Below are 25,188 nucleotides of genomic sequence, written 5' to 3'. Positions count from 1 at the left end.
TCGGCGATCCTGACCGCCTCGCCCCACTTGTCGTATTCGGATTGATGAAATCACCGAACTGCGCGCCGCTCATGTGATCAGTCACAGCGCCGTATTTGTCCATTTGCTGCGCCCAGTCTCCTTGTATTTAAGCCCTAGGGATGGAAGGCTATGTAAAGGGCTGCATGCGGGGTTGTAGTCCCGCGTACCACTGCCCTCCCAGTCGGCATAGTGGGTCAAGCAGCCTACCGTCGATTTTTCCATCCTGCATGCATTGATCGGAAAGATGGAAGTTGACGACCTCGCCGACGATGAGGCGCGTCTTGAAGCGTCCGAATTCCAAGCAATCGGCCAATACGCATTCAAGATGGACGGGGCTGGCGGCGACGCTGCGTGGGCGCACTACCTGGCTGGGCATCATTTCTATGCCCAGCGCTGCGGCTTCGTCGATGCCGGCGGCAAAGCGCGCTGAAGATGCATGCATCTTGTCCATGAGCGCGACCGTGACGAAGTTGATCACGAACTCCTTGGTGCTAAGAATGTTTGCGGCAGTATCCTTGTCCTGTTCCTGTGCTGCGCTGATGCTCAGGGCGACCAGAGGCGGTACTGTCGATACCAGCGTGTAGAAACTGAAAGGAGCCAGGTTGGCGGAGCCCTGCGCGTCTTCTGTCGACACCCAGGCGATGGGGCGCGGCACTATGCATGAGGTCATAAAGCGATAGATTTCGCGTGGACTGAGTTCTGCAGGGTCAAGGCTGGTGTACATGAGTCATGTCCACCGGATAACGGAGAAACTTGGCATCTTTCCCGACCAGTCCACGGCTGCGGACGTGTTCGGATTCCAGGAGCTGCGACGGGAGTACCAAAGGGGAGATCGGCACGTCGGCGTTCTGCAGCAACTCAATGGCCTGCTGTTCGGAAAGCTGATGAATTCGGGCGGCGATGGCATCGTTGATGCGGTCGGCCATGAGAGCGCGCTGTGCGTACGTTGCATAGCCCTCGAACTGGTCAAGTGACAGGGCGTTCTTGAGCCTGGTCCAGAAGTGGTCCTCAAGCGCACCGATGGCGACATGGCCGCCGTCGTTCGTGCTGAAGACGCCGTATCCTGGCTTGCTCAATACCTCGCTGCGCTGTTCGGCCAAGGTAGCCTGGCCCGCCCATCCGAACTGTCCCAGGCGTGGGTTCATCCAGTGGGCGACGCAGTCGGTCAGAGACACATCGAGATAGCGGCCCTGGTTCGTGAGCGCGCGGGCAAGTAGTGCGGCCAGCGTGCTGGACAGTGCGTACATGGCGCCGGCAAGATCCGCCACCGAAAGACCTGCGCCGGAGGCGGGAAACTCGCGGTCACAGCCGCCGAGCGCCAGGGCACCAGCCATCGCCAGATAGTTCAAGTCATGCCCCGGCAGTTTCGAGTTGGGTCCCGTTTGGCCATAACCACTTAGCGACACATAAACGATACGCGGATTCAGAGTGCGTACTTCATCGTAACCCAGCCCCAGGCGGGCCATTACGCCGGGGCGGTAGCCCTCTACCAGAACATCCGCCGTTCTCACCAAGGATCGTGCCTGTTCCAGGCCAGCTTGATCCTTGAGGTTCAGCATGATCGAATGCTTGCCTCGATTGACCGACTCGAAAATGCCGGGATACAACAGACGGGCACTGTCGCCGTTCGGCGGTCGTTCTACTTTGGTGACCGTGGCACCAAGTTCCTGAAGGTTCTGGGTGAAGAACGGCCCAGGCAGCAGTTCGGAAAAATCAAGAACCTGCAGGCCTGCCAGAGAAGGTTGGGGCGTGGATGTCATAGTCATGGCTCAAATCGTCTTAGCGTCCTTTCTCTAGGCCGACAGCCTTCACGACGGCGCTCCACTTTTCGGTTTCTTCGCTGATGAAGTGGGCGAACTCGCTGCCTGGCTTGTTCAGCGTCGCGCCACCGAAGTTGGCGTAAGCCTTTGCTACATCGGGATCCGCTATGATCTTTTCAAAGGCAGTTGTGAGCGTGTCGATTGCGTCTTGGGGAGTGCCTGCGCGGACAAACACGCCCATCCATGAAACGGAGGTCGCTTTGGGATAACCCAGCTCGGTCATCGTGGGAATATCGGGCAGGTCGGGCAGACGTGCTTCACCCGTGACGGCCACGGGTTTCAGACGGCCTTCCGTGATGCCGCCGCGCGTGGATACCAGATAATCGAAGGACAGATCCACTTGTCCGCCCATGAGATCAGTGATGGAGGGGGCACTGCCTTTGTAGGGAACGTGCGTGAAAGACACACCGGCCACATCCTGGAACAGCTCGGCGGCTAGATGAGTACCGCTACCCGTGCCGGCCGAAGAGTTGGTCAGTGCGCCTGGATTCGTTTTGGCATATTGCACCAGGGCGTCCAGAGTCTGGTAGGGTTTCTGGCCGTTGACGACCACTACATTGGGTATGGCGGTCAGCCCGTGAACGGCCACGAAGTCCTTCTGGGCGTCGTATTTCGTGCTGTCGTACATGAGCTGGTTGGTGATCTGGGTGCCTTGTGTGCCCAGGAAGATCGTATAGCCGTCCGCTGGCCGACGCAGAACGTAGTCCGCTCCAATGCTGCCCCCGGCACCCGAGCGGTTTTCCACGATGACCGTCTGGCCTAGCTCTTTTTCCAGCTTGGCTGCGGCGGTACGAGCTACGTTATCCGTGATGCCGCCCGCCGTGAACGGCACCACGAATACGATAGGTCGGTCCGGATAAGCTGCGACAGCACTGCCGGCCATCAATGTTGCGGCAATCAGAGCCGGCATTGTGAACTTTTTGATCATCTTTTGTTTCCTCCTGGTTGGTATAAATAATATGAGTTGGTGAAACTAGCTATTGCGCTTGCTTGCAATGAGAACGGCATCGACCGCAATGGCACCTTCGCGGCCGACGATGACAGGATTCAGATCCAGTTCGTGTACGGATAAGGGACCTTGGATGACGAAATCCGAGACGGCGAGTAGCAGTTGGACAAGTGCTTCGATGTCTGCCGCTGCCTGGCCACGCACGCCCTTCAACAACGTGTAGCATCGCGTTTCTGCGATCATTTCCCGAGCTTGCGCGGGTGTCAGCGGAAGCAGGCGGCGGCTGACGTCACGGAATACTTCGACAAATATCCCGCCGAGACCGAAGGTGATGACGGGGCCGAAAAGAGGGTCTTCGTGTACGCCGACAAGTGTTTCGACGCCGCGCTGAGCGATCATTTCCTCGATCAGGATTCCGTCGATGCGGGCGTGCGGATCAGCCTCGCGGACATTTTCGAGTATGCCGTGCCAGGCATCCGTGATTTCGGCATCGGTGCGCAGCCCTGTACGCACCCCGCCAATATCCGATTTGTGCAGAATGTCCTGGCTGACGATTTTTGCCACGACTGGTCCTTCGATACCAGCAGACAGATGCAGAGCTTCTTCCAGGGTGGCGGCGACGCCGCCGGTAGGCACGCGCACACCGGCGCGAGCCAGAATCGATTTCGCTTCGCGCTCCGTGTAGGTTTGATAATCCTGGGCCGACTCTCCGGTTTCTGCAGACGCTTTCAAGGCCGGTTTCCATGACGAATCGAAACCCGCACGCCAGCGCCCATACTGGTTCCAACGCGAAATGGCCTTGATGGCGCGCGACAAGCTACGGAAGGGAACGAGCTCTTGCTGGACGAGTGCGTCATAGCCTGTTCCGGTCTTGTCGCTCATCCATACTGGAATGATGGGTTTATCAACTTCCGCTTGCACGCGCACCATATCGGTACACGCCGCCAATGTGGTATCACCATATTCCATGGGGATGGGATAGAGCACGGCGTTGACGTTGGGGTCTCGTGCTACTTGCAGCAGCGAGGCGTGGCTGATGTCTTTATTCACCAGCACTTCAGCAGTCGTATCTACTGGATTATGGATGGCGGCGAAGGAAGGCAGCAGGCGGCTCAGTTCGTCCAGGGTGTTCGGCGTGAATTCCGCCAGCTTCAGTTGGGCTTCGCCGAGCATGTCGGCGGCGAGGGCGACGGTTCCGCCGGAAAAAGAATAAATGGCGACGCTCAGGTCGGTGGGTGGAACGGCACGCGCCAACAAGGCTGCGGTGTCAATCATTTCATCGATGTCGTTCACTTCTATGATGCCCAGCTGCCTGAAAGCGGTGCTGTTCACTTCGGCGCTGCCGGAAAGCGCCGCCGTGTGAGACTGCGCAGCCTTGATTCCGTATTCTGACTTGCCGACCTTGAGCGCGACGATGGGCTTACCCGAGCGTGCGGCATTGAGGGCGGCTTGCACGAAGCGCTCGGGGTCGTTGATCCCTTCCAGCAAAGTCACGATCACTTTGACTTCCGGCATGCTGACCATGTGGTTGATGTAGTCGCTGACGGTCAGGTCGGCCTCATTGCCGCTCGAACACCATAAGCCGATGCCCATACCGCGGCCGCTAGCCTGCAGGAATGTACGGCCCAGCCCGCCTCCCTGGGTGACCAGCCCGATCGGACCGGCCTTGCGATCCAGCTTGTAGGCGGGGGAAAACGTGAACCCGATTCCCCGGTTGTTGTTGACCAGACCTGGGCAGTTGGGGCCGTATACCCGTATCCCGGTTTGCCTGGTGATGTCTGCGATTTCTTGCTCCAGCCGTTTCCCTTCATCTCCGGCTTCGCTGAAACCCGAGGTCAGCACCACAGCGAACTTGATCCCTTTCTGGCCGCATTCGCGGATCACGCCGACGGCAGCGGCTGCAGGCACCACGATGACCGCCAAGTCGGGCGCGCAGGGCAATTCTGTTACTGAGCGATAGGCGCGGCGCCCCATGACTTCGTCTTTTGTGGCATTCACAAGGAATAGTTCGCCGACGAAGTCAGAGTGTTCGACTAGGTTGGTGACGGTTCGTTGGCCGATGCTGTTGGGGCGATCCGAGGCTCCTACCACGGCGACAGACCGAGGGTCGAAGAGGGCTGATAGGTTTAGAAACATGTTGCTTTCCATTAGAGCCTCAGGCATTTCTTGATTCGATGTTGTGGATGGTAGTACCAAATACTGAATTTATCAATCATTATTCGACTTATGATTCGAGATGTCGTATTATAGACCAACTTACGGATGGCGACGCTGCGTCCAATGTTCAAGAGACTATTTGATAAATTTCGATATGGTGCGGAAGTATGGATCTGAAAATTCGAGGCAAAGTTGCCCTGGTGACAGGGTCAGGCCGGGGGATTGGCGCCGAGGCAAGTCGGCAACTGGCGCAAGAAGGGGCTCGCGTAGTGATTTGCGACATCGATGTGGAAACAGCCGATGCCACTGCGCAGAACCTGCGGGATGAAGGGTTCGAGGCCATGGCTATTCAATGCGATGTCTGTGACAAGGATCAGGTACAGGCCGGCATCGATGCCGTAGTGAAGGAATGGGGCGGCGTTGATATCCTGGTGAACAATGCCGGTTTCACCCGCGACAAGTATCTGACCAAGATGTCGGAAGAAGACTGGGATTCGGTGGTCGACACCATTCTCAAGGGGGCCTTTCATTTCAGCCGTGCCGTTTTGCCGGGAATGATGGAACGCAAATGGGGACGCATCGTCAATATTGCGTCTCGTTCTGTCTTCGGCAACCCTGGTCAAACCAATTACACGACGGCGAAGTTAGGCTTGGTTGGTTTCACTCGGGCGCTTGCGCTGGAGCAGGCTCGCTTTGGCATTACAGTCAATGCGATAGCGCCCGGATTCATCGAGACGGAACTGATGCGTTCTTTGCCGACCTATCCCGAGCTGCGTGAAATGGCGTTGGCGCGCAATCCCGTCGGCTTCCTCGGAGCGCCCGAAGACATCGCGTCTTCGGTGGCCTTCCTATCCTCGGAGCATGCACGTTATATCACTGGGATCACGCTGTATGTAACAGGCGGACGTTTCTCCTCCTGAACCGCGTTAACTGACTCTTTCGTAAATAATCATCGAGACAAGCATGAATTTTGAATTCGATTCCGATCAGATCGCCCTGCGTGACAGTATTCGTCGATATATGGTCGCTGAGATTGTTCCCCGCATTGCGCTGTGCGAGCAAGAGAAGCGTATCCCGCTGGATGTGCTTCAGGGTCTGGCGCAATTCGGCTATATTGGCGGCCAATTGCCGGAGGCAGATGGCGGCTACGATCTGGATTCCATCAATTGGGGCATGATGATGGAGGAAGCCGGCTACCATTGGGGTTCGCTGCGTACCATCATCAACATCACCAGTATCTTCCTGCGCTTGCTTAGCGAGCATGGCACCGAGCAGCAGAAAGCCAAATACATGGCTGACGTACTGGAATCGCGCAAGGCCTCATGCATTGCGATCAGCGAGCCCAACCATGGCTCTGACGTAGGCGGTATCGAGTTCAAGGCAGAGGACAAGGGCGACCATTATTTGTTGAACGGCAGCAAGCTGTGGATCACCAACGGCCACTATGCCGATTATGCAATCGTGCTTGCCAGGACTTTCAGCCCGAGTTGTGATGGCAAGTCGTCGATTTTTGTCATCGATCGTGCTGAAACCCCCTTCGATTCCCGGTTGGTGGACAAGATGGTGTTGCGGGCCTCCGGCACGTCTGAACTGACTTTTGCGGATGTGAAAGTGCCCAAGAGCGCCCTGTTGGGTACTGAAGGCACCGCCTTGAAAGAAATGCTCAAGGGTTTGAATCACGGACGCTTGAATATTGCCATGGGTGCGGTCGGCGCGGCCCAGGCTGCGCTGGACATGTCGGTTGAATATGCAAAGACGCGCAAGCAGTTTGGGCGACCGATCGGTGAATTCCAGTTGATACAGAAGCATATCGTGGACATGCTCATCCAGGTCGAGTCGGCGCGCGGCCTGGCCTACAAGGCTGCGGCTGCCGTCAAGGCAGGCAAGCCTGCGCGCGTTGAATGTTCGATCGCGAAACTGCATGCGGCGGAAGCGGCGCACAACGTGGCGCGCACTGCCATTGCCGTCCATGGCGGCCTGGGCTATTCAACGGAATATGGGCTGGAAAGAATCTTCCGAGATACCAGCGGCGGCGTCATCCCCGAGGGGACGGCGGAAGTCCAGACCCTGATCGTCGGGCGCGAACTGCTGGGCTTGTCGGCCATCAACGCCATGGAGAAAAAACAATGATCGCAAGCGAAATCTCACCGACGGATCTCGCATCCTTCCGGTATTTCTGGGAAGACCTTGAGCCGGGCATGGTATTCGAGACGGCAGGCCGCACCATCACGGCGGCTGACGTAGGTGCTTTTGCGGGTCTGAGCGGCGACTATAACCGCCTGCATACCGACGATGTCTATGCCGAAAACACGCCGTTCAAGCAGCGCATTGCCCATGGTCTACTGGTGGGTTCGATCATGTCCGGGCTGACGACGCGGACCGTGATGAATCAGTTTCTTGAACCCTCGATACTGGGGCTGCTGGAGGTTAATTTCCGCTTTCCCAAGCCGGCTTTCATCGGCGATACGATCAGCGTCAGAATCGTCGTGGCGGACCGCAAGGAAACGTCGAGCGCCGATCGCGGCATCATCGAATTCGAAAGGCAAGGCATCAACCAGCACGGCGAAACCGTATGCATCTGCATGGTCAAGATGCTGGTGGCGCGCCAGCCCGCTGATTCGCAAAATTATTGAAGGACAAGGCATCATGAAAAAGATCGAACTCAAGACTGAAATTGGATACACCACTCCTGAAGCCATTACAGTGCGGGGCGAGAACCTGGCGCAGGATCTCCTGGGGAAAATGGACTTCGTCGACATGATGATGTTCACGATCTTCGGCAAGCGCCCCAGCCAGAATGAGAAAACGATGATCAATCACATTCTCGTGACGGCCTGCGACCATGGTCTGACGCCCAGTGCGATGAGTGCGCGTTTGACTTATCTCGGTGCCCCCGAGGCGCCGCAGGCGGCTGTGGCCGCAGGCCTGCTGGGCGCAGGCAGCGTTTTCCTGGGAACCACGCAGAATTGCGCGGAGATGCTGGGTGGCGCAGCCGCCGATCTGGACGAGGATGCGGACGATGATGCCTTCCTGGCGTGCGCCCGTCGCGTGATACAGAGCAGCCGCGAGAAGAAGCAGTTCGTCTATGGGCTGGGCCATCCCATCCATATCGACGGCGATCCCCGCGTGCCGACGTTGCGCCGCCTTTCCCAGGAACTAGGCTATTTCAGTAAGCACTGGAAACTGATGGAAGCCGTGCAGAAGGCGCTTTTGCTCGACCGCCAGAAAAAACTGCCCATGAACGCCGTGGGGGCGGTTGGCTCCATCATTTGCGACATGAAGCTGGATCCGATGATTGCGCGCGGCCTGATGCTGGTCGGGCGTGCCGGGGGGTTGGTCGCCCATCTGTACGAAGAAAAAAATAATCCCGTCGGACAGAAGATCTGGGACGTGGTGCTGGCGCAGGACGAGCGCAATATTGCTCCCCAGCGTTAACGCTCAGTACAATAGCGGCCTTGTCATCACCATTTCCGAGGTAATAGTCAATGCCGACTCTTGTCAGTGCCGCAGCTCGTGCATTGGCCGTCTTTGAAACGTTCGCGCGTGAAAAGCGCGAACTTTCGAATTCGGAACTGGCCAAGCTTCTCAACCTACCGGACAGCAGCTGTCTTGATCTCGTGTATACCTTGCATCATCTGGGCTATCTGGTCCGCTGCAAGCAGACGCGCCGTTATTACCCTTCCGGCAGGCTGATGACCGTCGCCGAGCATATCGGTGCTGAAGATCCCATCATCGCCGGCACTCAGGATGCGCTGGATTTTCTGGCTGAAAGGACGGGGGAGACGGCATACGTTGGATGTGTAGACGGGGCGGCGGTCAAGGTGGTTGCTGTAAAGGACGGTCGGCATATGCTGCGCTATGTATTGGCAGTGGGCCAGCGGGTAGCCTTGCATGCCTCAGCAATGGGCAAGGCTCTGCTGGGCATGCTGCCGGTCGACGAGGCGGCTGATATGCTGGGCGCGCGCCCCTTGCGCAAACTGACCGATACGACAGTGGTTGATATTGAACAGTTACTTGCCAGCGTCGAATACGGTAAGCGGCGAGGCTGGTACGAAACACGCGGTGAGGGCGAGCCTGGCGCGGACGCATTTGCCGTTTCGGGCATGCTGGGGATCGTTCCCATCGCCATTTCCATATCCGGTCCGAGTGATCGCTTCCAGGTAAATGAAGAGGCCTATGTCCGCCTTTTACTTACTGTAAGCGAGAACGTTTTCGGTGCGCGGTGTTTAGATATCGGTTTGTCGAATTCCTTGATTACCGGCTGACGACAGCTTTCTTTCAAGGGAAACGAGCAAAGCATCGCATGCGCCGCAGGCTTCCGACCTGCGGTCGGGACGTGTCCGCACGCTATGTTTTCGAGAACGTCTCGATTCGTTCACGGGCTCCGTTTTCCACTGCTTGCCGCTATCAGATTTGACAATCTTTCATGGATGCAGAATCAATGACTTATCGTGTTCCACTTCAAGAAATCCGCTTTGCAATGAAATCTCTGGCGGGCCTGGGCGAGGTTCTCTCCTCACCAGATTTCAACGAGGCCGACGAAGAACTGATTGATGCCGTACTTGATGAAAACGCGCGCTTTGTCGAAGAGGTACTCGCGCCGCTGAATGCTATCGGAGACCGCACTCCTGCGAAATGGAACGACGGCGGCGTGCGCACCTCGCCCGGCTTTCGCGCTGCTTACGCGAAGTTCGTCGAAGGCAGTTGGCAAAGCCTGCCGCATGCGCCCGATGACGGCGGCCAGGGCCTTCCAAGATTGCTGAGCGCGGCCGTAAACGAAAGCCTGCATGCGTCCAACATGTCCTTTGCGTTGTGTCCGATGCTGACGGACGGGGTGATCGACGCATTGAGCCGAGTGGCAGGCGCAGAGCAGAGGGCGCTCTATCTGCCGCACCTTCTCGAAGGTCGATGGACCGGTGCAATGAATCTGACAGAGTCGCAAGCCGGTTCCGATCTTTCGCAAATCGCGACGCGCGCCGTTCCGCAGGACGATGGAAGTTATCGTCTTTTCGGCCAGAAGATATTCATCACCTACGGCGAGCACGACTTCGCTGAAAACATCGTTCATCTCGTCCTGGCGCGCGTTCAAGGTGCGGCAGCCGGCATTTCCGGCCTGAGCCTGTTCGTCGTCCCCAAGTATTTGGTCGCTCAAGACGGTACGCTGGGGCCACGCAACGATGTGTGGTGCGCGTCGCTGGAGCATAAACTTGGCATTCATGGTAGCCCTACGGCGATGCTACTTTTCGGAGACGGAAAAGGCGAAGTGGGACAAGGAGCGGTCGGGCATCTGATCGGAGAGGCTGGCCAAGGCTTGGCCAACATGTTCATCGTGATGAATTCCGCCAGGTTCAGCGTCGGTCTGCAAGGGGTGGCGGTTTCCGATCGGGCGTTTCAGCTTGCCTTGGGATATGCGAAAGAGCGCTTGCAGGGCAAGGGGCGCAGCGGGGGCCCGCAGCCCATTGCCCATCATCCCGATGTGCAGCGTATGTTGATGACCATGAAATCCTTGACGGAAGGCATGCGCGCGCTGGCTTACGCGACTGCAGCCCACCAGGATCTTTCCGTACATCATCCCGATGCGGACATGCGTGCACGGCACGCGGCGTTTTTCGAGTTTCTGATTCCGGTTCTCAAGGGATATTGCACCGAGACCTCGCTGGAAGTCACCTCCCTTGGTATTCAGGTCCATGGCGGGATGGGTTTCATAGAAGAAACGGGCGCTGCCCAGTATTATCGCGATGCCCGTATCCTTCCCATCTATGAAGGCACGACCGCCATTCAGGCGAATGACCTCGTGGGGCGAAAAGTCCTTCGACATGCGGCATTCGTTGTGCATGAGCTGTTGCGGCAAATGAATGCTGCCGGAGAGGCTCTTGACGCTGCCGCAGCCGAGCATCCTGCATATCGGGACGGCTTGCGCATCATGGCAACCGAGTTGCGGGCGGGCGCGCAGGCGTGGAAGGAGGCGACGGACTTCCTGCGACAGACAGCTGGCAAGGATGATGATGTGGTGCTGCTCGGCAGCGTTCCTTATCTGATGTTGACTGGTGAACTGCTATGCGGCTGGCATATGGCTCGCGCCGCTTTGGTTTGTTCCGAAGCGCTAGCAGAAGGAAAGGACGACCATTTTTATGCCGGCAAATTCGCAAGCTGCGTGTTCTATGCAAGCCATATTCTTCCGCGTGCCATGCAGCGTGCGCGTGCTGTGCGTTACGGCCTTGTCGTCAATCGCCATATGGCGCCGCTTTTCCAGTCCTAACGCTCGGATCGATACCCCGACTGTCGCGAGACTTCATCCGCGCAGGCCTTCGGCGCTTGCGCGATGGGGGTAAAAAGCGGACCACTTCTCAATACACGCCCTTTGACTTGCTTGTTGTTGTGCTCCTCCATTCCTGGCGTGGGAATGCTCACTGCAATGAGCTTTAAAACGGCAGTCGATGATCCCGCACGGTTTAGCAGTGTTTCAGATGTCGGTGCGTTTCTTGGCTTGACGCCGAAGAAGTATCAATCGGGAGAAGTTGACAGAAACGGCGGGATATCAAAACATGGGAACCGCCAAACGCGATCACTACTCTATGAGGCTGCCTCGTGCCTGCTCTCGCGTTACGGTACCGAGACAACGCTTGCGAAATGGCCAACTCGCTGCGACAGCGTATGGGGTACAAGAAAGCCGTTGTCGCGTTAGCGAGAAAGCTTTCAGGTCTGATGCTCAGCATGTGGAAATCTGGCGAGTTCTACCACGACGATCAGGGAAAACTGGCTGCGTAACGGTATTTGGGAATGTCGCATATGGAGGTTGTTCAAAGATCATACTGAGTTCGTCGCCAATTCCAATTCCGAGACTCGCTTTGCAGGATGGCAACAAACTTGCGTGAATCACATAGGAATGGATGCGACGTCTGGCTGCATGTTGTAGCGCCTACTGGGCGACTACGGAGACGACAAAGACCACAGTTGATTTTTGATTGACCAATTAGACGACAAAAGAATTTACCGGATCTATCGTGAACTGGAACTGAATCTGCGCATCAAGCCGCGTAAACGCCTGGTGCGCGAGCGTCCCGAGCCCTTGGGGACCGCCACCGATATCAATCAAATCTGGTCAAGTGACTTTATGCATGATCAGCTTGCCGACGGTCGCGGCATCCGACTGTTCAATGTCGTTGACGACTTTAACCGCGAAGGCTTAGGCATTGAGGTGGACTTCTCCTTGCCGGCCGAGCGCGTGACGCGAGCCCTGGACCAGATCATCGAGTGGCGCGGCAAGCCGGCGTGTTTGCGGTGCGACAATGGCCCCGAATACATCGGTAAAACGATGCTGGAATGGGCTCTAAAGCAACGTATTACGCTCAGTCCATACCCAGCCCGGCAATCCGCAGCAAAACGCGTACGTCGAGCGCTATAACCGAACCGTGCGTTATGATTGGCTCGCTCAAAATCTGTTCGGCAGTCTAGACGAAGTTCAGCACGGCGCTACCGCTTTGCTCTAGACTTACAACAACTATCGGCCCAACATGGCCTTGGGCGGCATCACTCCGAGACAGAAATTAGCCCGTAAATATTTAACTGATTCTACTGTCGCTTACTACTGAATATGGGGGGATTGCCGTACTCTGCTTTCAGTCATTCCCGTTCTCCATTAACAAGAAACTACCATCTTCAAACCGGGCAAGTTCACACATTGTCGGTACTTATGGGTACTTGGAAGCTAGACCGGATGCTTACTGTTCACGTTGCTCAGCCAGCGCCGGGTGGGAGACCGACCAGAGTGATGCGAGCCGCGAATGCGAAAACGACGGTCAAATACGATCCATAGTCGAAGATGGATCGCAACCAGGCTCGCTGTCAAATACATTGCCACGAGCGTGATTAGTAGCTTAGGTAAGTGCCATTGGAATTGGGATGAAGCCCGCAATTCGACGCCAATCGCCCCGAAAAAGCGCCGCAAATCAATAGATCTAGTGCGCTTACAGCACCGCTTAATCCGGCACCAAGGCTTGCCCTTTAATACTTGCCGGTGAGCCCGCCGTCTACGATAAGTTCCGTACCGGTGATATACGAGGCGTCGTCAGATGCCAGGAAGGCGACTGCTTTGGCGACCTCCCACGCAGTACCCATGCGCTGCATAGGAACCTGTTGATTGCGCTTGTCGTTGACTTCTTGTTCGTTACCGTCGGTTGAAAATGCCGACCATACATTTTTCTTTATGCGTGGTGTATCAATCAGGCCGGGTATGACGGTGTTCGCCCTAATGCCTAGGGTTGCATATTCTTGTGCAATCATTCGGGTAAATTGAATCAATGCCGCCTTGGTCACGCTGTAAGCAAGATGCGGATAGCCTATATAGCGGATGCCAGCAACGGACGATATGGTCACTATTGCTCCGCCGCCTCTTTGAATCATGTGGGGAATTATCAATTTGGACGCGGTAAGCAGGCTTTGGACGTTGACTTGGTAAATGCGATCCAGATCAGATGTTTGGGTTTCAGCAACCCCACCTATTTTTCCTATGCCAGCATTGGCGACATAAACATCGATGCCGCCAAATTCACGGGTAGCCAGTGCAACGGCCCGCTCTATAGACGCCTGGTCGGTGACATCGGCTTGAACAGCCAATGCTTTACCTCCTGCCTTTTGTGCTTCTTCTGCTGCGTCTTGCGCAGCGCTGATGTTGGAGTCCACCGCAACAATGCTGGCGCCGTGTTGGGCCAGTGTGACGCATGTCGCTTTTCCTATACTCCAACCCGGCGCGCTACTTCCTGCGCCGGCCATAAATACAACTTTATTAGCAAACTTCATGGTTGAATTCGCTCAAGAAAAGGTTACGATGCATTCCCTAAGCCTATAGTCATGCCTCCGCAAACGTAAAGCACTTGGCCCGTCACGAATCCCGCACGGTCGTCAAGGAAAGAATACACGGCATGAGCGACTTCGGCGGGTTCGCCCAGGCGCTGTACCGGTATTGTGCTCAATATTTGCCGGGTTAGAGGCGAATCGGGTGGATTGACGGCTCTGAATAGTTCGGTGGCGATAGGGCCGGGGCCGACCGCATTAACGGTAATACCGTTGCCAGCCAGCTCGAGTGCCCAGGTTCGCGTCATGCCCAAAAGCCCTGCCTTGGAAGCGGCATAGGCGGTGCGTCTTTCCTTGCCTAATGCCGCCCTACTGCTGATGTTGACGATACGGCCAAAGTTCTTGGCCCGCATGGCAGGCACGAATTGTTGAGCAATTAGGATAGGGGCTTCAATATTGAGCTTTGCCACGGTTCTTACGTCGTCGATCAGAGTGCTTTCCAATAATGCCGGCTTGACCATCCCGGCATTATTAACGATACGCAAGACCTCGTATTCTTGGGATAGCTGCGCAAGAACGCGGTTTAGCGCGTCCGTGTCTAGTAGATCCACAGGAATATGGCGATCGTTGGCCGATGGCCGGCAGGGGGCATGTCTGTCAAGATTTAAGGTATGGAAACCTTCCATTACTAGCCTTTCGATAATGGCTTTTCCAATACCGCTGGACCCGCCGGTGACCAAAACATACTGTTGCACTATTGTTACCTTTGATTAATGATTGAAAGGCTGTTTAGTCCGTGCGTTGCTTGACATAAGGGATCGCCCCGTCAATCGTTTCCCAAATGAAGCGGCCGGTGGGCACGCGCTGTTCTTCCGCGATATGCGATACCAGCCCGGCTGCCCGGGAAATCACGGCAAAACCGCGCATAAGCTGTGTGGGAATGCCAATCTCGCCAAGCAGTGCGGCAACGGCGCCGGTTGCATTGATCGTAATGTGCTTGCCGTATACCGAGTCAACCGCCTTGCTGAGCGCCAGCAGTGCGTTCACGTGATCCTGGGGCAGTTCCGTTTCTTTTTGGGCCAGCTCGATAAGCTTGATCGAACGGGGATCATCGGGTTTGTGCAGGTGGTGGCCAAAGCCGGGCAGGTGCTGTTTATTAGTCTTGTATTGTTGCGCGAGCTCAAGTGCTGCCTGCTCCAGATCGTTTGATTTCAGCAAGTGGGCGAGCAGCCCAGAGCAGTTTTCCATGGTGCCCACAAACTGGCTTCCAACTGCCAGTATGCCGGCCGATACCGCGCCCTGCAGGTTTTCGGGTGCGCTCATGTAAATCAAACGTGTGGCGATGGCGCTGGGGGTCAGGCCATGCTCCATCAAGGTAATCAGGACCGCGTCGATAATGCGCAGGTCGACCGGACGCGGTCTGCGGCCCATGATCTGGGTGAACATGACGTCAGTAAAAGTACGTTCTCCGATCAGATCATTGACAAGGTCCTTGTCGCGATAGCTCATGCCGGTAAGGCTGTGCGTGCATAGTTCTGTAGTAGGGGTGTTGGCCATGGAAGCTCCGTTTATATTGGGTTATTGGGTGGCGCCGGTATGGGCGAGCGCTGAATTGACGTCCTGGTCCTTGATGACCTTGTCCTTGATGGCGGTTTTCAGAACCTTACCCACTGATGAGCGTGGCAGGCTGTCATAAAAGTAAATGCTCTTGGGCGTAAGCACCGGCCCCAGCTTTTCCCGGACGAAGGCTTTCAGCTCATCGCCGCTGACCGATTGGGAAGGCTTCAGCTCAATGGCGGCATTGACGGTTTCACCCCATTTTTCATCAGCGATGCCGAATACCGACGCTTCATGCACGGCCGGATGCAGCGACAGCGTATTTTCGACGTCTATGGGATAAACGTTGAAGCCGCCGGTGATAATCACCTCGCGCAGCCGGTCTTTGATATACAGGAAGCCTTGCTCGTCCAGATACCCCACATCGCCGGTATGCAGCCAGCCGTTCTTGATGGTTTCCCCGGTTTTTTCAGGCAACTGCCAGTAGCCTGTCATGACCAGATCGCCCTTGATCACGACTTCGCCTTTTTCGCCAGTGGGCAGCAGCTTGCCCTCGGGTGACATGACGGCAAGCTCGGATAGCCAGGTGGCTCTGCCGACAGATGAACGGTAGCAGGGGTTGGCCAAGTCGTCTGGGGCCAGCAGCGTGGCTATTTGAGGTGCTTCAGTCTGGCCGTACGTGGTCGCCACGACAGGCCCGAAGAAAGCCTGCGCATGAATGATTTTTTCTACTGGCATGGGAGCGCCGCCGTAGATCATGAGGCGCAGCGCCGGGAAGCTGGATGCGTCGATGCCGGCTGCGGCCATGAGCTTATAGATGAGCGTAGGGGGCATGAACGTCATGGTGCCGCCCTGCTGCTTGAACGCGTGGGCAATGTCTTGCGCCGAGTTGGAGGCGCAAAGCAGCAGCGTACCGCCTTGGGCCAGCAAGGGCATCACATAGGTGCCGGTTCCGTGGCTGATGGGCGCGCAAATGACGAATTTGTCTTGCTGCGTAATTTGCCAGCCGTGAATTTGATTGATGATGCCCGCCACCCAGGCTCTGTACGGCTGCATGACCCCCTTGGGTATGCCGGTTGTGCCGCCGGTGAACTTGATGGCCTGAGTGTCATCGCGTGATAGCGCGTGGCGCTTGGGCATCAGGCCCCGGTGCGTATCGATCAGCTTGGGGAACTGTTCAAACGCGATCTTCAGGCCTTCCTCGCCCTGAATCAGCGCATCGCCGGTATCGTCTACCAGCAGGGCGGTGGGTGCGGTGGTGTCCAGAATGCGTCGGATCTCTGGGGAGGTGCTGCGGTAATTCAAGGGCACCCAGACTTTTCCCGCCGCCAGTATCGCCAGCATGCCAACGATGTAACTGGACGAGTTTGCCGCGCATAGACCGACGCGCGATCCAGGGGCAGGATCTCTCTCTTGCAGTATTACGGCCAGCGCATTGACTGCTGTTATCAACTGGGCGTAGGTAATGCGCTCGGTGAGGCTTTCTATGGCGATTCGGCCAGCGTGCAATTGTGCCGCGCGATATAAAAAGTCAATGGGAAACATAATGCCAGGGCGCCTTTAAAGGGTTAAGATCTAAGTTGAATTAGTTGGCTGCGAGATTTGCCTTTTTGACGACTTCAGCCCATTTATCGATTTCCGATTGTGTGTATTGTTTGAAGCTGTCAGGAGAATTGGGCTGTTCGGGAACAGTGAAGTTGTTCTTGTCGTAAGTCGAGATAATGTCGGCCTTTACCAGTGCTTTATTTAAAGCATGATTTAGCTTGCTGATAATGGGCCCCGGTGTTCCTGCTGGAGCGTATAGACCGAACCATCCTTCGACTACGAATCCTTTTACACCCTCTTCTGTAAATGTAGGAGTATTGGGTAAAGTGCTGACACGAGCTTTTGTCGTGGTGGCTATTGGACGTAAGTTGCCAGCTTGTATGTGTGGCAGAGATGAAGGTACGTTATCGAACATGGAATCAACCTGCCCACCCAATAGGTCGGTGACTGCGGGCCCGCTACCGCGGTAAGGGACATGCAGGAGATTGGTTCCTGTTTGAATCATGAACAGTTCGCATGACATATGAATAGATGAGCCTATGCCTGATGATGCGCACGTTAATTGACCAGGGTTCCTCTTTGCGTAATCGATATAGTCTTGTACAGAATTAACTGGCAGCTTGGGATTAACAACGAGGACATTAGAAATAGAAGCCATCATGCCAATGGGTGCGAAATCTTTTATGAAATCGCGATGCGGGTTGCTGTATAAGGCTTGATTGATCGTGTTCCCGATTATGCCTACAAAGATGGTATACCCGTCTTTCTTAGAGCGAACGACATGCTCTGCGGCGATATTGCTGTTGGCCCCAGCCTTATTTTCAACGATGACTGGCTGCTCCAGCTCATCTGTCAAAGCCTTTGCAATAAGACGGGCCAGCATGTCTGTTGCGCCGCCCGGGGCATAACCGACCACCATGCTGATGGGCCGGTTAGGGTAGTTGTCATGGGTTGTGGCCACCGCACTGTTTGACAATAATGCGGGTATGAAGGCGCCAAATAGGCTTGCTTTCAGAATTAATTTTTGCAGTTTGAGTCTCATGTAGTCTCCGTGTGTCTATAATTTGAACATTGATGATGTCCTTCAGCTTGATAGTATATAGAAAGCCAATAACACACAATGTACATTGTCTATTTTTTGGACAAATTAAATTATGAAAGATTTTACAGATAGATCGGGACCTAAAACACTCAGACGTGGACTACAGATCATTGAAGTGCTGCGGGCTGCGGGTGACGAAGGCTTGAAAATTACCGATATTGCGGCATTAACGGGCATACAGCGCACAACGGTTTATCGGTTTCTCGACGTGCTGGTTGATCAGTGTTACGTACAGCCGCCAACGAGTGATCGGGTGTTTATTTTTAACTATGCGCACTTTAAGGGCGAGCTAGCTATTACATACAGCGTCGAGCGACTAAAACCGGTGCTGGCGCGCATCAGCGCACAGACAGGTGATTCAAGCTTTTTGGTGCGCCGCGAACATGATGATTCATTGTGCGTACACCGGGAACTAGGGTCTTATCCGGTGCAGGTTCTGTCGGTGACTCTTGGGCACAGGCAACCATTGGGGGTTGGCGCTGCCGGTCTTGCCTTGTTGGCCAGTTTACCCAACGAAGATATTCAACAGATTTTAGGTGCCAATAGAGCCATCCTGTCCAAGTTCGGCGGCATGACTTGCGAGCAAATGGAGCGATTGATCAAGTCCACACTGGAACGCGGCTGGTCAGCAGTAGGCAATGCCGTCGTGCCGGGAGTACTAGGGGTAGGGGTGCCAATACTGGATCGGTCCCGCCACCCTATATTCGCCATCAGCGTGACCAGTGTGATAGATAGAATGCCCTTGAAGCGGCAGCGTTCCATTGTCGAACTTATAAAAAAGGAATTGAGCACAATATGATTGGTTGACCGCTTGGCGGGGCATCGTTTTTGGTGTTCTGGTCGGTAGTTTGTCGGATTACAGGCTTCGCCCTAATCCCAATGGCACTTATTCCGTTTCTGAATCTATTAATGCAATAGTAGATCCATTGACACAGACGGAGAAAGCCATGCCACGTGCCGCCAGTGGAGATGCCGAGGTTTTGATTAAGGCGCCTCAGGCCAATGCTTCAGCCTAGACGGTAGAGCAGTTCCGTCAGGCGCAGGCGGTGGTGTTACCATTGGACTATGGGCTGAGCTTGACCGGCACGGCCTAGGTGATTGGCGGGTCACCCGGTTGGGCTGTTAATTGCGCCGCCGCTACGATTCTCGTAGCGAAGACCTACGATAGTAATCACACCGCATGGCGCCGATTCCCAATTTAAAGTTCGCGCCCTAGAATCACACTGATTAGAACACCTTAAGGCGACCCACGCCTTCTTGCCTGCCTGGCGCAAGGCGGCTTCGAGCTGTACGCTTGTCGCGGATGAGGTGACTTGCACGCTGCGCGTGGGCGGCTCGGTGATGAGTTGCGCGTTCGGATCGACCGAGTGGATGGCTTTGCGGTGGAAACCATTCGGTATTACGAAAAGGAGGGGCTGCTGCCGGAGACTGCTCGTAGCGATGGCAATTATCGTTTGTATGGCGAGGCGCACATTGAACGCATACGATTTATCCGGCATTGCCGCACGCTCGATATGGCGTTGGACGAAGTGCGAACTTTGCTTCAGCACCGGGATACGCCCAATGAAGAGTGCGGCGATGTGAATGCTTTATTGGACGAGCATATCCATACAGTAGAAACACGCGTCGAAGAATTAATGCAATTAAAGCAGCATCTATTGGCTTTGCGCCAAAAATGCGCGAGCACGGCACCGACGGCTGAGTGCGGGATATTGCTCGCCCTTGCTGATAATTCTTGCCATAGTTAAAAGCATCGGTTGCACGGCGTAGGGGCTCTTTGAATGGAAAGTTATTTGACGTTGACGAACCGTTGTCAAAAATGGATCGTGGTCCTATTTGAAAATTCACGTCTTATTTAAACGCTTGAAAATCCGGTTTTTGGGTTTTGATATTTGTATGTGAGGATTTGCAGCGTCAAGGACAGACACCCAAGTTAAGTAGTTGGGTTAGTCAAACAGCCCGCCAGGCCGCACCTCTGTATATGTTAAGTCAACCATGCGGGTGTATATGATGTCCTGAAACGACTGCAATCGTCTGAAGGCATATCATTTTGCTTTTCTTTTCCCGATAAATTGTACGACGCTGGCTAAGCCCGTATGAAATTTGCCTTCAATGACTTCTCGCTCTATTTCGCGGGACAAGAGCACTTCGAAATCCGGGAATTCCTGTTCGATATCCGACTGAGCCAGCAGCATGTCGGCATCTTTCGGGCCACCTGTGTTCCGGTTGATCTGTGCCTGGCTGTAACCCTCCAGTACTATCACCCCGCCGAGCTTTATTGACTGCGCGACCAGCCGATGCAATCTTTTGCGGACATGGCTGGGCAAATGAGCTGAAATAGACACGACAGCACCGAAGGAATCAGCTGGCGGCGTATAAGTGGCGAGGTCGACCGTTGCCGTTCGAATTGATACCCCTTTCAACGCTGCAAGCTTCTGTGCCTTCGCTAGTCCTACAGCCGAGCCATCGACACCCAAGACCTGAAGGCCCAGCGACGCTAAATAAACTGCGTTTCGCCCCTCGCCTTCCGCCAGGCTTAGCACCGGACCAGAAAGCATGCCTGCATGCTCCATCAGAAAATCATTTGGTTCTGTCCCATACGCAAACGTATCACTGGCATAGCGTTCGTCCCACATAGTATTTCCTCGACGGTTGAAAGCAATCCGTTTATTGTACGTAACGGATTCACTTGGCTTGCTCTGGCGGCGACCCAGGGGCGAGTATTCTGGTCAACTTGAGCAATCTCGGCTGGTTCGGGGATACATGGGCGCTCCGCCAGCATCTACAAATTGGCCGACTGCGCAGCATCGAGACGGCTCGCCCCATGGTGACCTCCACCAATACCGGTATTACTGCCTCGATTGATCCCCATGGCCGGGTGATGGCCGAAGTGCCGCCGCACCAAGCGGGGGTGCTACCGGTCACCGTACAAGGTATGGCCGGCTTGACGCCGTATACGCGCTTCGGAGATGCGCCGATGCTGCTGCTGGCTGGCGCGTTCCTCGTCATCGCTGCATTGTGCCGTTGTAGGCGTGAATCTTCCGGCGAAACAGTAATTCGGGAGTCCGAGGCGTGATCGATTTGTTAATTTTGTCATGATGGAAATGTCCGAGGAATGCTGTTCGCCAGGGCTGCTGCAGATACGCGCGTGAGCGGTGCAGATTTACTGTTTCTATGCCCCGTTGCGCTTTTGCGTTGTCACATGGCATCACCCGTCGCCACTCACCTTGCTGGTTCCGTCGCGGGCATGCTGCTGCACTGGAGCAGCTAATTCTGGGTGGTGGTGAATCCGCCCCGCGGGCTCAATTAGATCGCCGTTGGCGATGGAGGCGCTCGCCGCGCGGGCCAGCATTCGCAATCAGTGCATATCGGGCCGTCTGTTCCCGTTGCCATGAGCGCGCCGCCCAAAACGCCGACTGTACCGCCATCCGTTGCCGCTGCCCTGGCTTTCGCGGCATAAACGGCTTCCTCCCCGCCGAGCGGGTCCCCTCCATATATTCCACGTTCCCGTCATCAGCCCCGGCCAGCAGTTCAGCACGGCAAGGCGACGAACTCACGGCAACGGCGGCAACCCCGCAGGAACCGTATTACTGCGAACGCCGAAAACCTACGACCAGGCTCGGAATCTTCGACTCCGGTCAGCAGGAAAATCAACCGGCTTTTGAAGGAACAGGAAAATGGAACATGTTAACCATAATGCAGCTTTGGGCTATGACAACATGAACGCAGGGCAGACGCTGTATGTGCGTAGCCCGTCAGGCCGATATCATGCTGCGACCGATTCGCACGTACTGGCCGCCGCGCGGATCGCAGCCGAAAGCTTGATCGGTGATCGGGCCGACATGGGGAACCCGAACGCCGTCAAACGGTATTTTCAGGCCAAATTGTCGGGCATGGGTCATGAAGTTGCCGCTGTGCTGTACCTGAACAGCCAGTTTAAGGTGATCCGTTACATGGAAATGAGCCATGGCACGTTGACGCAGGCCAGCGTATACCCGCGTGAAATCGTTAAAACGGCGCTGCGCTTGGATGCGGCAGCAATCATCATGTCGCATAACCACCCCAGCGGTATACCCGAACCCAGCGAAGCCGATCTGGCGCTGACGCGGCATTTGAAGAATGCCTTAGCACTTGTGGATGTTCGCTTGTTGGATCACATCATCGTGACTGGGCAGAACACGACTTCGTTAGCGGAACGAGGTCAGGTGTAAATCTGGGGGGAGGTGAATCCTCGTCTGCCCTAGTGGACGCCGCGCTATGCGGCGCGCCGATTGGACCTGTGCTGTCGCACAAGTAGTTATCCGTTTTCTTCCTTCTCAACAAAAGCAGCCCGTCCTGGTGCGCCAGGACGGGCAATAGCGGCTTGCCGGCGCAAGCAGAAAGCAAGGCCATAACTGCATTTAATCAAGTTAGATCACCATCTTGGTGATTGAGGCGCTCGCCGCGCGGGCTGTTGTGGGATTGCGTACGTTGAATCGCAAGCCTGGTCCTGAGCGTTCCATCGCCCCAAAACGCCGACTGTATCACTTCGCTCCGGCGCTGCAAGAGGCATTCATAAAAGCCGCAATGCGACTTTTACAAAGCTTCCTCTTTCCGCTAGTCACTGCATGACCCAGCGCGGCAAGGGCGATGGAACTCACAGGACCGGCGGCACAACGCGTTGGACACAGCGCACAACCCGGCAACAGAGACCTACAAACGGGCTCAAGAATCTTCAGGCCTGGTCAGCAATCACTACCGCGCCACCGCGCATTTTTGAAGGAGCAGAAACATGAACCATTACGAACAAAAGCAGGCAGAGCGCAAAGCCAATCTAGAGGCAAGGGCGGCACAGGCCCAGACGCAGGCCGCTGCCGCCTATGGCTGGGCGCGGCAGATGGGTGAGGCGATTCCCTTCGGCCAGCCGGTCTTGATTGGCCATCATAGTGAAGGGCGCGACCGTAACTATAGGCAGTGGATTCATAACACTTTTGGCAAAACCTTCGACCTGCAGAAAAAGGCCGATCACTACACGAAAAAAGCGGCTTCAGTAGGTGATGGCGGCATATCCAGCGACGACCCGGACGCAATAGCAAAACTCCTGCGCCAGGTGAAGCAATTGACAGCGAATCAAGAGCACATGAAGAAAATCAATCGGGTAATCCGTAAACATGGGGCTGATCCAGAGGGCCAGCGCCATGCTTTGCTTGAACTTGGATGTTCGGAAGACAGCGCACAGAAGCTGATCACGCCGGACTATGCCGGACGTGTGGGCTTCCCGTCTTATGCCTTGTCCAACAATAACGCGAATATTCGCCGTATCCAGCAGCGGATCAAACAACTGCGGGCTAACCAGGAGCGTGAGCCGGTCAGCGTGCAGGGGACAGGGTATGCATACGCCGAAGACGCGGAAGAGAACCGCGTGATGTTCATGTTCGAAGGGAAACCGGAAAAGGCCACCCGAGAAATATTAAAACGTCACGGATTTCGGTGGAGCCCAACGCGTAGCGCGTGGGTGCGGCAATTGAGTAACGCCGCCATTTGGCAGGCAAAAGCTGTCATGCAGATTCTGGACGGATCGACCGGAAACTAAACCGAAGCCCCAGGCCGCTTTATCGGCTTGGGAAATTTGTCGGCGAGATTACGCCGAACCGCTATCAGGAGCAACAAAATGGCATCAGTCAACAAAGTCCTCATTATCGGCAACTTGGGCCGCGATCCAGAGATCCGCTACAGTGCGGATGGCGCCGCGATTTGCACAATCTCCGTTGCCACATCGACAAGCTGGAAAGACAAGGCGACCGGAGAAAAGCGAGAGGAAACCGAATGGCATCGGATTGTGTTCTATAACCGCTTGGCAGAAATTGCCGGCGAGTACCTGCACCAAGGTAGTGCGGTCTATGTAGAAGGGCGATTGAAGACCAGAAAATGGCAGGATAAGGAAACAGGCGCTGACCGTTATAGCACCGAGATCGTAGCCGAGCAGATGCAGATGCTTGGAGGTCGTGGTACAGATGGCCAAGCGTCGTCAACTAAACCGGCAGCGCGTAAGGTCACTACTGTCCTTGCGTCCACGGGTGGAGGCGCTATAGCGGCCGATGATATTCCGTTCAATCTTGCAGGTGCAGGACGCGCCTGGATGTGTATTTAAGAAATTTGCCCCGGCATCGCCGGGGTGTTGATTGGCGCGGGAGAACAGAATGGAAGCCGGAAAACGAACCGGACCACGGACCGATTGGGAAAACGCTGTTTATGACGCGCTGTGCGAGCAGGGCGACATGACATGGTCAGATGCTCAGGCCATCATAGAAGCACAGGAAATGGAGGGTAATGAAGTGTTGGCGTCTGCTTGGACTGACGGACTGACAGTGTCCCAGACGGTTAAACTGTTGTTGGATATGCCGGAGTAGCTACCACAGCGGCTGCTGTGTGGTGGCGCTGGCACCGGCCTGCGATGCTGCCCGTAAAGGCGCGGCATCGAAAGTATGCTCTGGTGCCAAGCGCAGAAGGCTGCTAGCTTCATCAGTCGAGCCGGACAGCCAGCAATCCGCGTCATCCACTTCAATTGGAATGACTGAGCGTTTGCCTTGGGCACTGCCAGGCTTCCTTGGGTCAGGCTTGTGCATGCGACGCATCAACGGGTGTGTGTCGGCGTTGATCGTGAGCATGGTGTAGCTTTCTACGACTTCGCCCGTTGCCGGATCAGTCCAGGTATTCCACAGCCCGGCCAAGCCCCACGGGGCACCATCTGATCGCCGGAATTGCCACCATACGTTGCGGCCAGTTTCCCAGCAAGGCTCGTCGAAAGACAGCGCCGGAATGATACAGCGCTGGCCACGCTGCCAGGGTTGGCGATAGCTTGCCTTGCTGGATAATTCCTCTGAACGAGCGTTATTCGTTTGATACGGCAGCTTCGCCATCTTGGCAAAGTGAGGAATGAGCGCCCACTGGCCGGTCACCAGCTCGCGCCCGCTTCCGTGTGCTCGAATAAACGGGCCGACGGCGCGCGGGTGGATGGCAGCTTCCCACCATTGAGGTTGGTTTCGGTTACCAATATGCCAAAACCTCTCGATCTCAGCTTGGCTCGGTGTGACATATCGATTGCACATACTTTATTGTGACAGAATCGTATTCCCATACATCGAATGGATTATGGCTAGTAGCTATTCCCATCTTTGATGGGCCCCTGTCATGAGACGTTGCCAGCTCTTCGACCTGGCTGGCACTTTCAAAACCCCAAATTCGCTTTCGCTCATTTGTGGCCT

24 protein-coding genes and 2 pseudogenes are annotated in these 25,188 nt (G+C 55.5%); 15 read left to right on the top strand and 11 right to left on the bottom strand.

Features of this window, described 5'->3' with window-relative positions:
• Positions 1–148: 148 nt before the first annotated feature.
• The 4 genes from V0R37_RS09990 to V0R37_RS09975 are packed head-to-tail and all read right to left on the bottom strand — an operon-like array spanning position 149 to position 4,926.
• On the bottom strand, positions 149–745 hold the full coding sequence (locus V0R37_RS09990) for a flavin reductase family protein (protein ID WP_012250681.1): 597 nt from the start codon (positions 743–745) through the stop codon (positions 149–151).
• On the bottom strand, positions 729–1,787 hold the full coding sequence (locus tag V0R37_RS09985; protein ID WP_420374386.1) for a CaiB/BaiF CoA transferase family protein: 1,059 nt from the start codon (positions 1,785–1,787) through the stop codon (positions 729–731). Before V0R37_RS09985 ends, V0R37_RS09990 begins: the two co-directional genes overlap by 17 nt.
• Before the next feature lie 13 nt (positions 1,788–1,800).
• Complete coding sequence (locus tag V0R37_RS09980; protein ID WP_420374385.1) at positions 1,801–2,769, bottom strand: Bug family tripartite tricarboxylate transporter substrate binding protein; 969 nt, start codon at positions 2,767–2,769, stop codon at positions 1,801–1,803.
• A gap of 45 nt (positions 2,770–2,814) precedes the next feature.
• On the bottom strand, positions 2,815–4,926 hold the full coding sequence (locus tag V0R37_RS09975; RefSeq protein WP_420374384.1) for an acetate--CoA ligase family protein: 2,112 nt from the start codon (positions 4,924–4,926) through the stop codon (positions 2,815–2,817).
• Positions 4,927–5,114: 188 nt separating this feature from the next.
• Here V0R37_RS09975 and V0R37_RS09970 point away from each other — a divergent pair, with 188 nt between their 5' ends.
• The 8 genes and pseudogenes from V0R37_RS09970 to V0R37_RS09935 all read left to right on the top strand — a co-directional run.
• Complete coding sequence (locus V0R37_RS09970) at positions 5,115–5,867, top strand: SDR family NAD(P)-dependent oxidoreductase (RefSeq protein WP_012250677.1); 753 nt, start codon at positions 5,115–5,117, stop codon at positions 5,865–5,867.
• Between the two features lie 43 nt (positions 5,868–5,910).
• Positions 5,911–7,077, top strand: coding sequence for an acyl-CoA dehydrogenase family protein (locus V0R37_RS09965; protein WP_012250676.1), 1,167 nt, complete (start codon positions 5,911–5,913; stop codon positions 7,075–7,077).
• On the top strand, positions 7,074–7,580 hold the full coding sequence (locus tag V0R37_RS09960) for a MaoC family dehydratase (RefSeq protein ID WP_012250675.1): 507 nt from the start codon (positions 7,074–7,076) through the stop codon (positions 7,578–7,580). The genes V0R37_RS09965 and V0R37_RS09960 overlap by 4 nt, the downstream gene beginning before the upstream one ends.
• A 13-nt stretch (positions 7,581–7,593) precedes the next feature.
• Entirely contained in the window at positions 7,594–8,382 is a 789-nt protein-coding gene (locus tag V0R37_RS09955) for a citryl-CoA lyase (protein WP_012250674.1), read from the top strand.
• A 50-nt stretch (positions 8,383–8,432) separates the two neighbouring features.
• Positions 8,433–9,212, top strand: coding sequence for an IclR family transcriptional regulator (locus tag V0R37_RS09950; protein ID WP_420374383.1), 780 nt, complete (start codon positions 8,433–8,435; stop codon positions 9,210–9,212).
• A gap of 176 nt (positions 9,213–9,388) precedes the next feature.
• Positions 9,389–11,206 (top strand): acyl-CoA dehydrogenase family protein, encoded by a 1,818-nt coding sequence (locus V0R37_RS09945; protein WP_420374415.1) that lies wholly within the window; start codon positions 9,389–9,391, stop codon positions 11,204–11,206.
• Positions 11,207–11,269: 63 nt separating this feature from the next.
• Complete coding sequence (locus V0R37_RS09940; protein ID WP_420374382.1) at positions 11,270–11,632, top strand: transposase; 363 nt, start codon at positions 11,270–11,272, stop codon at positions 11,630–11,632.
• A gap of 297 nt (positions 11,633–11,929) precedes the next feature.
• Positions 11,930–12,539 (top strand): annotated as a pseudogene (locus tag V0R37_RS09935) (IS3 family transposase); the annotation flags it as partial.
• Between the two features lie 412 nt (positions 12,540–12,951).
• On the opposite strand, the gene V0R37_RS09930 reads toward V0R37_RS09935, so the two are convergent.
• The 5 genes from V0R37_RS09930 to V0R37_RS09910 are packed head-to-tail and all read right to left on the bottom strand — an operon-like array spanning position 12,952 to position 17,884.
• Complete coding sequence (locus tag V0R37_RS09930; protein WP_420374381.1) at positions 12,952–13,746, bottom strand: SDR family NAD(P)-dependent oxidoreductase; 795 nt, start codon at positions 13,744–13,746, stop codon at positions 12,952–12,954.
• A gap of 23 nt (positions 13,747–13,769) precedes the next feature.
• Positions 13,770–14,498 carry an SDR family oxidoreductase gene (locus V0R37_RS09925; RefSeq protein WP_420374414.1) on the bottom strand — a complete coding sequence of 243 codons (729 nt, stop codon included), beginning with the start codon at positions 14,496–14,498 and terminating at the stop codon, positions 13,770–13,772.
• Positions 14,499–14,529: 31 nt separating this feature from the next.
• Complete coding sequence (locus V0R37_RS09920) at positions 14,530–15,297, bottom strand: citryl-CoA lyase (protein WP_420374380.1); 768 nt, start codon at positions 15,295–15,297, stop codon at positions 14,530–14,532.
• A gap of 21 nt (positions 15,298–15,318) precedes the next feature.
• On the bottom strand, positions 15,319–16,842 hold the full coding sequence (locus V0R37_RS09915; protein ID WP_420374379.1) for a class I adenylate-forming enzyme family protein: 1,524 nt from the start codon (positions 16,840–16,842) through the stop codon (positions 15,319–15,321).
• 40 nt (positions 16,843–16,882) lie between these two features.
• Positions 16,883–17,884: a Bug family tripartite tricarboxylate transporter substrate binding protein gene (locus V0R37_RS09910; RefSeq protein WP_420374378.1), complete on the bottom strand. Its 1,002-nt coding sequence runs from the start codon at positions 17,882–17,884 to the stop codon at positions 16,883–16,885.
• A 112-nt stretch (positions 17,885–17,996) separates the two neighbouring features.
• Between V0R37_RS09910 and V0R37_RS09905 the strand changes: the two genes are divergently transcribed.
• Positions 17,997–18,743 (top strand): IclR family transcriptional regulator domain-containing protein, encoded by a 747-nt coding sequence (locus tag V0R37_RS09905; RefSeq protein ID WP_420374377.1) that lies wholly within the window; start codon positions 17,997–17,999, stop codon positions 18,741–18,743.
• Between the two features lie 568 nt (positions 18,744–19,311).
• Positions 19,312–19,692: a Cd(II)/Pb(II)-responsive transcriptional regulator gene (gene cadR, locus V0R37_RS09900; RefSeq protein ID WP_420374376.1), complete on the top strand. Its 381-nt coding sequence runs from the start codon at positions 19,312–19,314 to the stop codon at positions 19,690–19,692.
• Positions 19,693–19,989: 297 nt separating this feature from the next.
• Here the strand turns inward: cadR and V0R37_RS09895 are convergent, their stop codons facing one another.
• On the bottom strand, positions 19,990–20,580 hold the full coding sequence (locus V0R37_RS09895) for an SAM-dependent methyltransferase (RefSeq protein WP_420374375.1): 591 nt from the start codon (positions 20,578–20,580) through the stop codon (positions 19,990–19,992).
• 68 nt (positions 20,581–20,648) lie between these two features.
• On the opposite strand from V0R37_RS09895, the pseudogene V0R37_RS09890 reads away from it, so the two are divergent.
• The 5 genes and pseudogenes from V0R37_RS09890 to V0R37_RS09870 all read left to right on the top strand — a co-directional run.
• Positions 20,649–21,020: pseudogene (locus V0R37_RS09890) on the top strand (nitrilase-related carbon-nitrogen hydrolase); the annotation flags it as partial.
• A 601-nt stretch (positions 21,021–21,621) separates the two neighbouring features.
• The gene (locus V0R37_RS09885; RefSeq protein WP_420374374.1) at positions 21,622–22,155 is read left to right on the top strand and encodes a JAB domain-containing protein; all 534 of its coding nucleotides are present in this window, start codon (positions 21,622–21,624) and stop codon (positions 22,153–22,155) included.
• Between the two features lie 560 nt (positions 22,156–22,715).
• Complete coding sequence (locus V0R37_RS09880) at positions 22,716–23,516, top strand: DUF3560 domain-containing protein (protein WP_420374373.1); 801 nt, start codon at positions 22,716–22,718, stop codon at positions 23,514–23,516.
• Positions 23,517–23,594: 78 nt separating this feature from the next.
• The gene (gene ssb / locus V0R37_RS09875) at positions 23,595–24,074 is read left to right on the top strand and encodes a single-stranded DNA-binding protein (protein WP_420374372.1); all 480 of its coding nucleotides are present in this window, start codon (positions 23,595–23,597) and stop codon (positions 24,072–24,074) included.
• A 49-nt stretch (positions 24,075–24,123) separates the two neighbouring features.
• Positions 24,124–24,333: a hypothetical protein gene (locus tag V0R37_RS09870; protein ID WP_420374371.1), complete on the top strand. Its 210-nt coding sequence runs from the start codon at positions 24,124–24,126 to the stop codon at positions 24,331–24,333.
• Here V0R37_RS09870 and V0R37_RS09865 read toward each other — a convergent pair whose 3' ends face one another.
• The gene (locus V0R37_RS09865; RefSeq protein ID WP_420374370.1) at positions 24,334–25,032 is read right to left on the bottom strand and encodes an SOS response-associated peptidase; all 699 of its coding nucleotides are present in this window, start codon (positions 25,030–25,032) and stop codon (positions 24,334–24,336) included.
• Positions 25,033–25,188: the final 156 nt, after the last annotated feature.

Origin of the sequence: Pollutimonas rozaliensis (genome assembly GCF_048751585.1) — a bacterium.
GTDB lineage: Bacteria > Pseudomonadota > Gammaproteobacteria > Burkholderiales > Burkholderiaceae_B.
This window is presented reverse-complemented; position numbering and strand designations above follow the sequence as displayed.

Coding starts and splice junctions, on each gene's coding strand:
- V0R37_RS09905 (WP_420374377.1), top strand. CDS start 17,997: ATGAAAGATTTTACAGATAGATCGGGACCTAAAACACTCAGACGTGGA.
- V0R37_RS09880 (WP_420374373.1), top strand. CDS start 22,716: ATGAACCATTACGAACAAAAGCAGGCAGAGCGCAAAGCCAATCTAGAG.
- V0R37_RS09965 (WP_012250676.1), top strand. CDS start 5,911: ATGAATTTTGAATTCGATTCCGATCAGATCGCCCTGCGTGACAGTATT.
- V0R37_RS09955 (WP_012250674.1), top strand. CDS start 7,594: ATGAAAAAGATCGAACTCAAGACTGAAATTGGATACACCACTCCTGAA.
- V0R37_RS09990 (WP_012250681.1), bottom strand. CDS start 745: ATGTACACCAGCCTTGACCCTGCAGAACTCAGTCCACGCGAAATCTAT.
- V0R37_RS09940 (WP_420374382.1), top strand. CDS start 11,270: ATGGGGGTAAAAAGCGGACCACTTCTCAATACACGCCCTTTGACTTGC.
- V0R37_RS09865 (WP_420374370.1), bottom strand. CDS start 25,032: ATGTGCAATCGATATGTCACACCGAGCCAAGCTGAGATCGAGAGGTTT.
- V0R37_RS09975 (WP_420374384.1), bottom strand. CDS start 4,926: ATGTTTCTAAACCTATCAGCCCTCTTCGACCCTCGGTCTGTCGCCGTG.
- V0R37_RS09960 (WP_012250675.1), top strand. CDS start 7,074: ATGATCGCAAGCGAAATCTCACCGACGGATCTCGCATCCTTCCGGTAT.
- V0R37_RS09920 (WP_420374380.1), bottom strand. CDS start 15,297: ATGGCCAACACCCCTACTACAGAACTATGCACGCACAGCCTTACCGGC.
- V0R37_RS09915 (WP_420374379.1), bottom strand. CDS start 16,842: ATGTTTCCCATTGACTTTTTATATCGCGCGGCACAATTGCACGCTGGC.
- V0R37_RS09980 (WP_420374385.1), bottom strand. CDS start 2,769: ATGATCAAAAAGTTCACAATGCCGGCTCTGATTGCCGCAACATTGATG.
- V0R37_RS09985 (WP_420374386.1), bottom strand. CDS start 1,787: ATGACTATGACATCCACGCCCCAACCTTCTCTGGCAGGCCTGCAGGTT.
- V0R37_RS09895 (WP_420374375.1), bottom strand. CDS start 20,580: ATGTGGGACGAACGCTATGCCAGTGATACGTTTGCGTATGGGACAGAA.
- V0R37_RS09945 (WP_420374415.1), top strand. CDS start 9,389: ATGACTTATCGTGTTCCACTTCAAGAAATCCGCTTTGCAATGAAATCT.
- V0R37_RS09970 (WP_012250677.1), top strand. CDS start 5,115: ATGGATCTGAAAATTCGAGGCAAAGTTGCCCTGGTGACAGGGTCAGGC.
- ssb (WP_420374372.1), top strand. CDS start 23,595: ATGGCATCAGTCAACAAAGTCCTCATTATCGGCAACTTGGGCCGCGAT.
- V0R37_RS09885 (WP_420374374.1), top strand. CDS start 21,622: ATGGAACATGTTAACCATAATGCAGCTTTGGGCTATGACAACATGAAC.
- V0R37_RS09950 (WP_420374383.1), top strand. CDS start 8,433: ATGCCGACTCTTGTCAGTGCCGCAGCTCGTGCATTGGCCGTCTTTGAA.
- V0R37_RS09870 (WP_420374371.1), top strand. CDS start 24,124: ATGGAAGCCGGAAAACGAACCGGACCACGGACCGATTGGGAAAACGCT.
- V0R37_RS09930 (WP_420374381.1), bottom strand. CDS start 13,746: ATGAAGTTTGCTAATAAAGTTGTATTTATGGCCGGCGCAGGAAGTAGC.
- V0R37_RS09910 (WP_420374378.1), bottom strand. CDS start 17,884: ATGAGACTCAAACTGCAAAAATTAATTCTGAAAGCAAGCCTATTTGGC.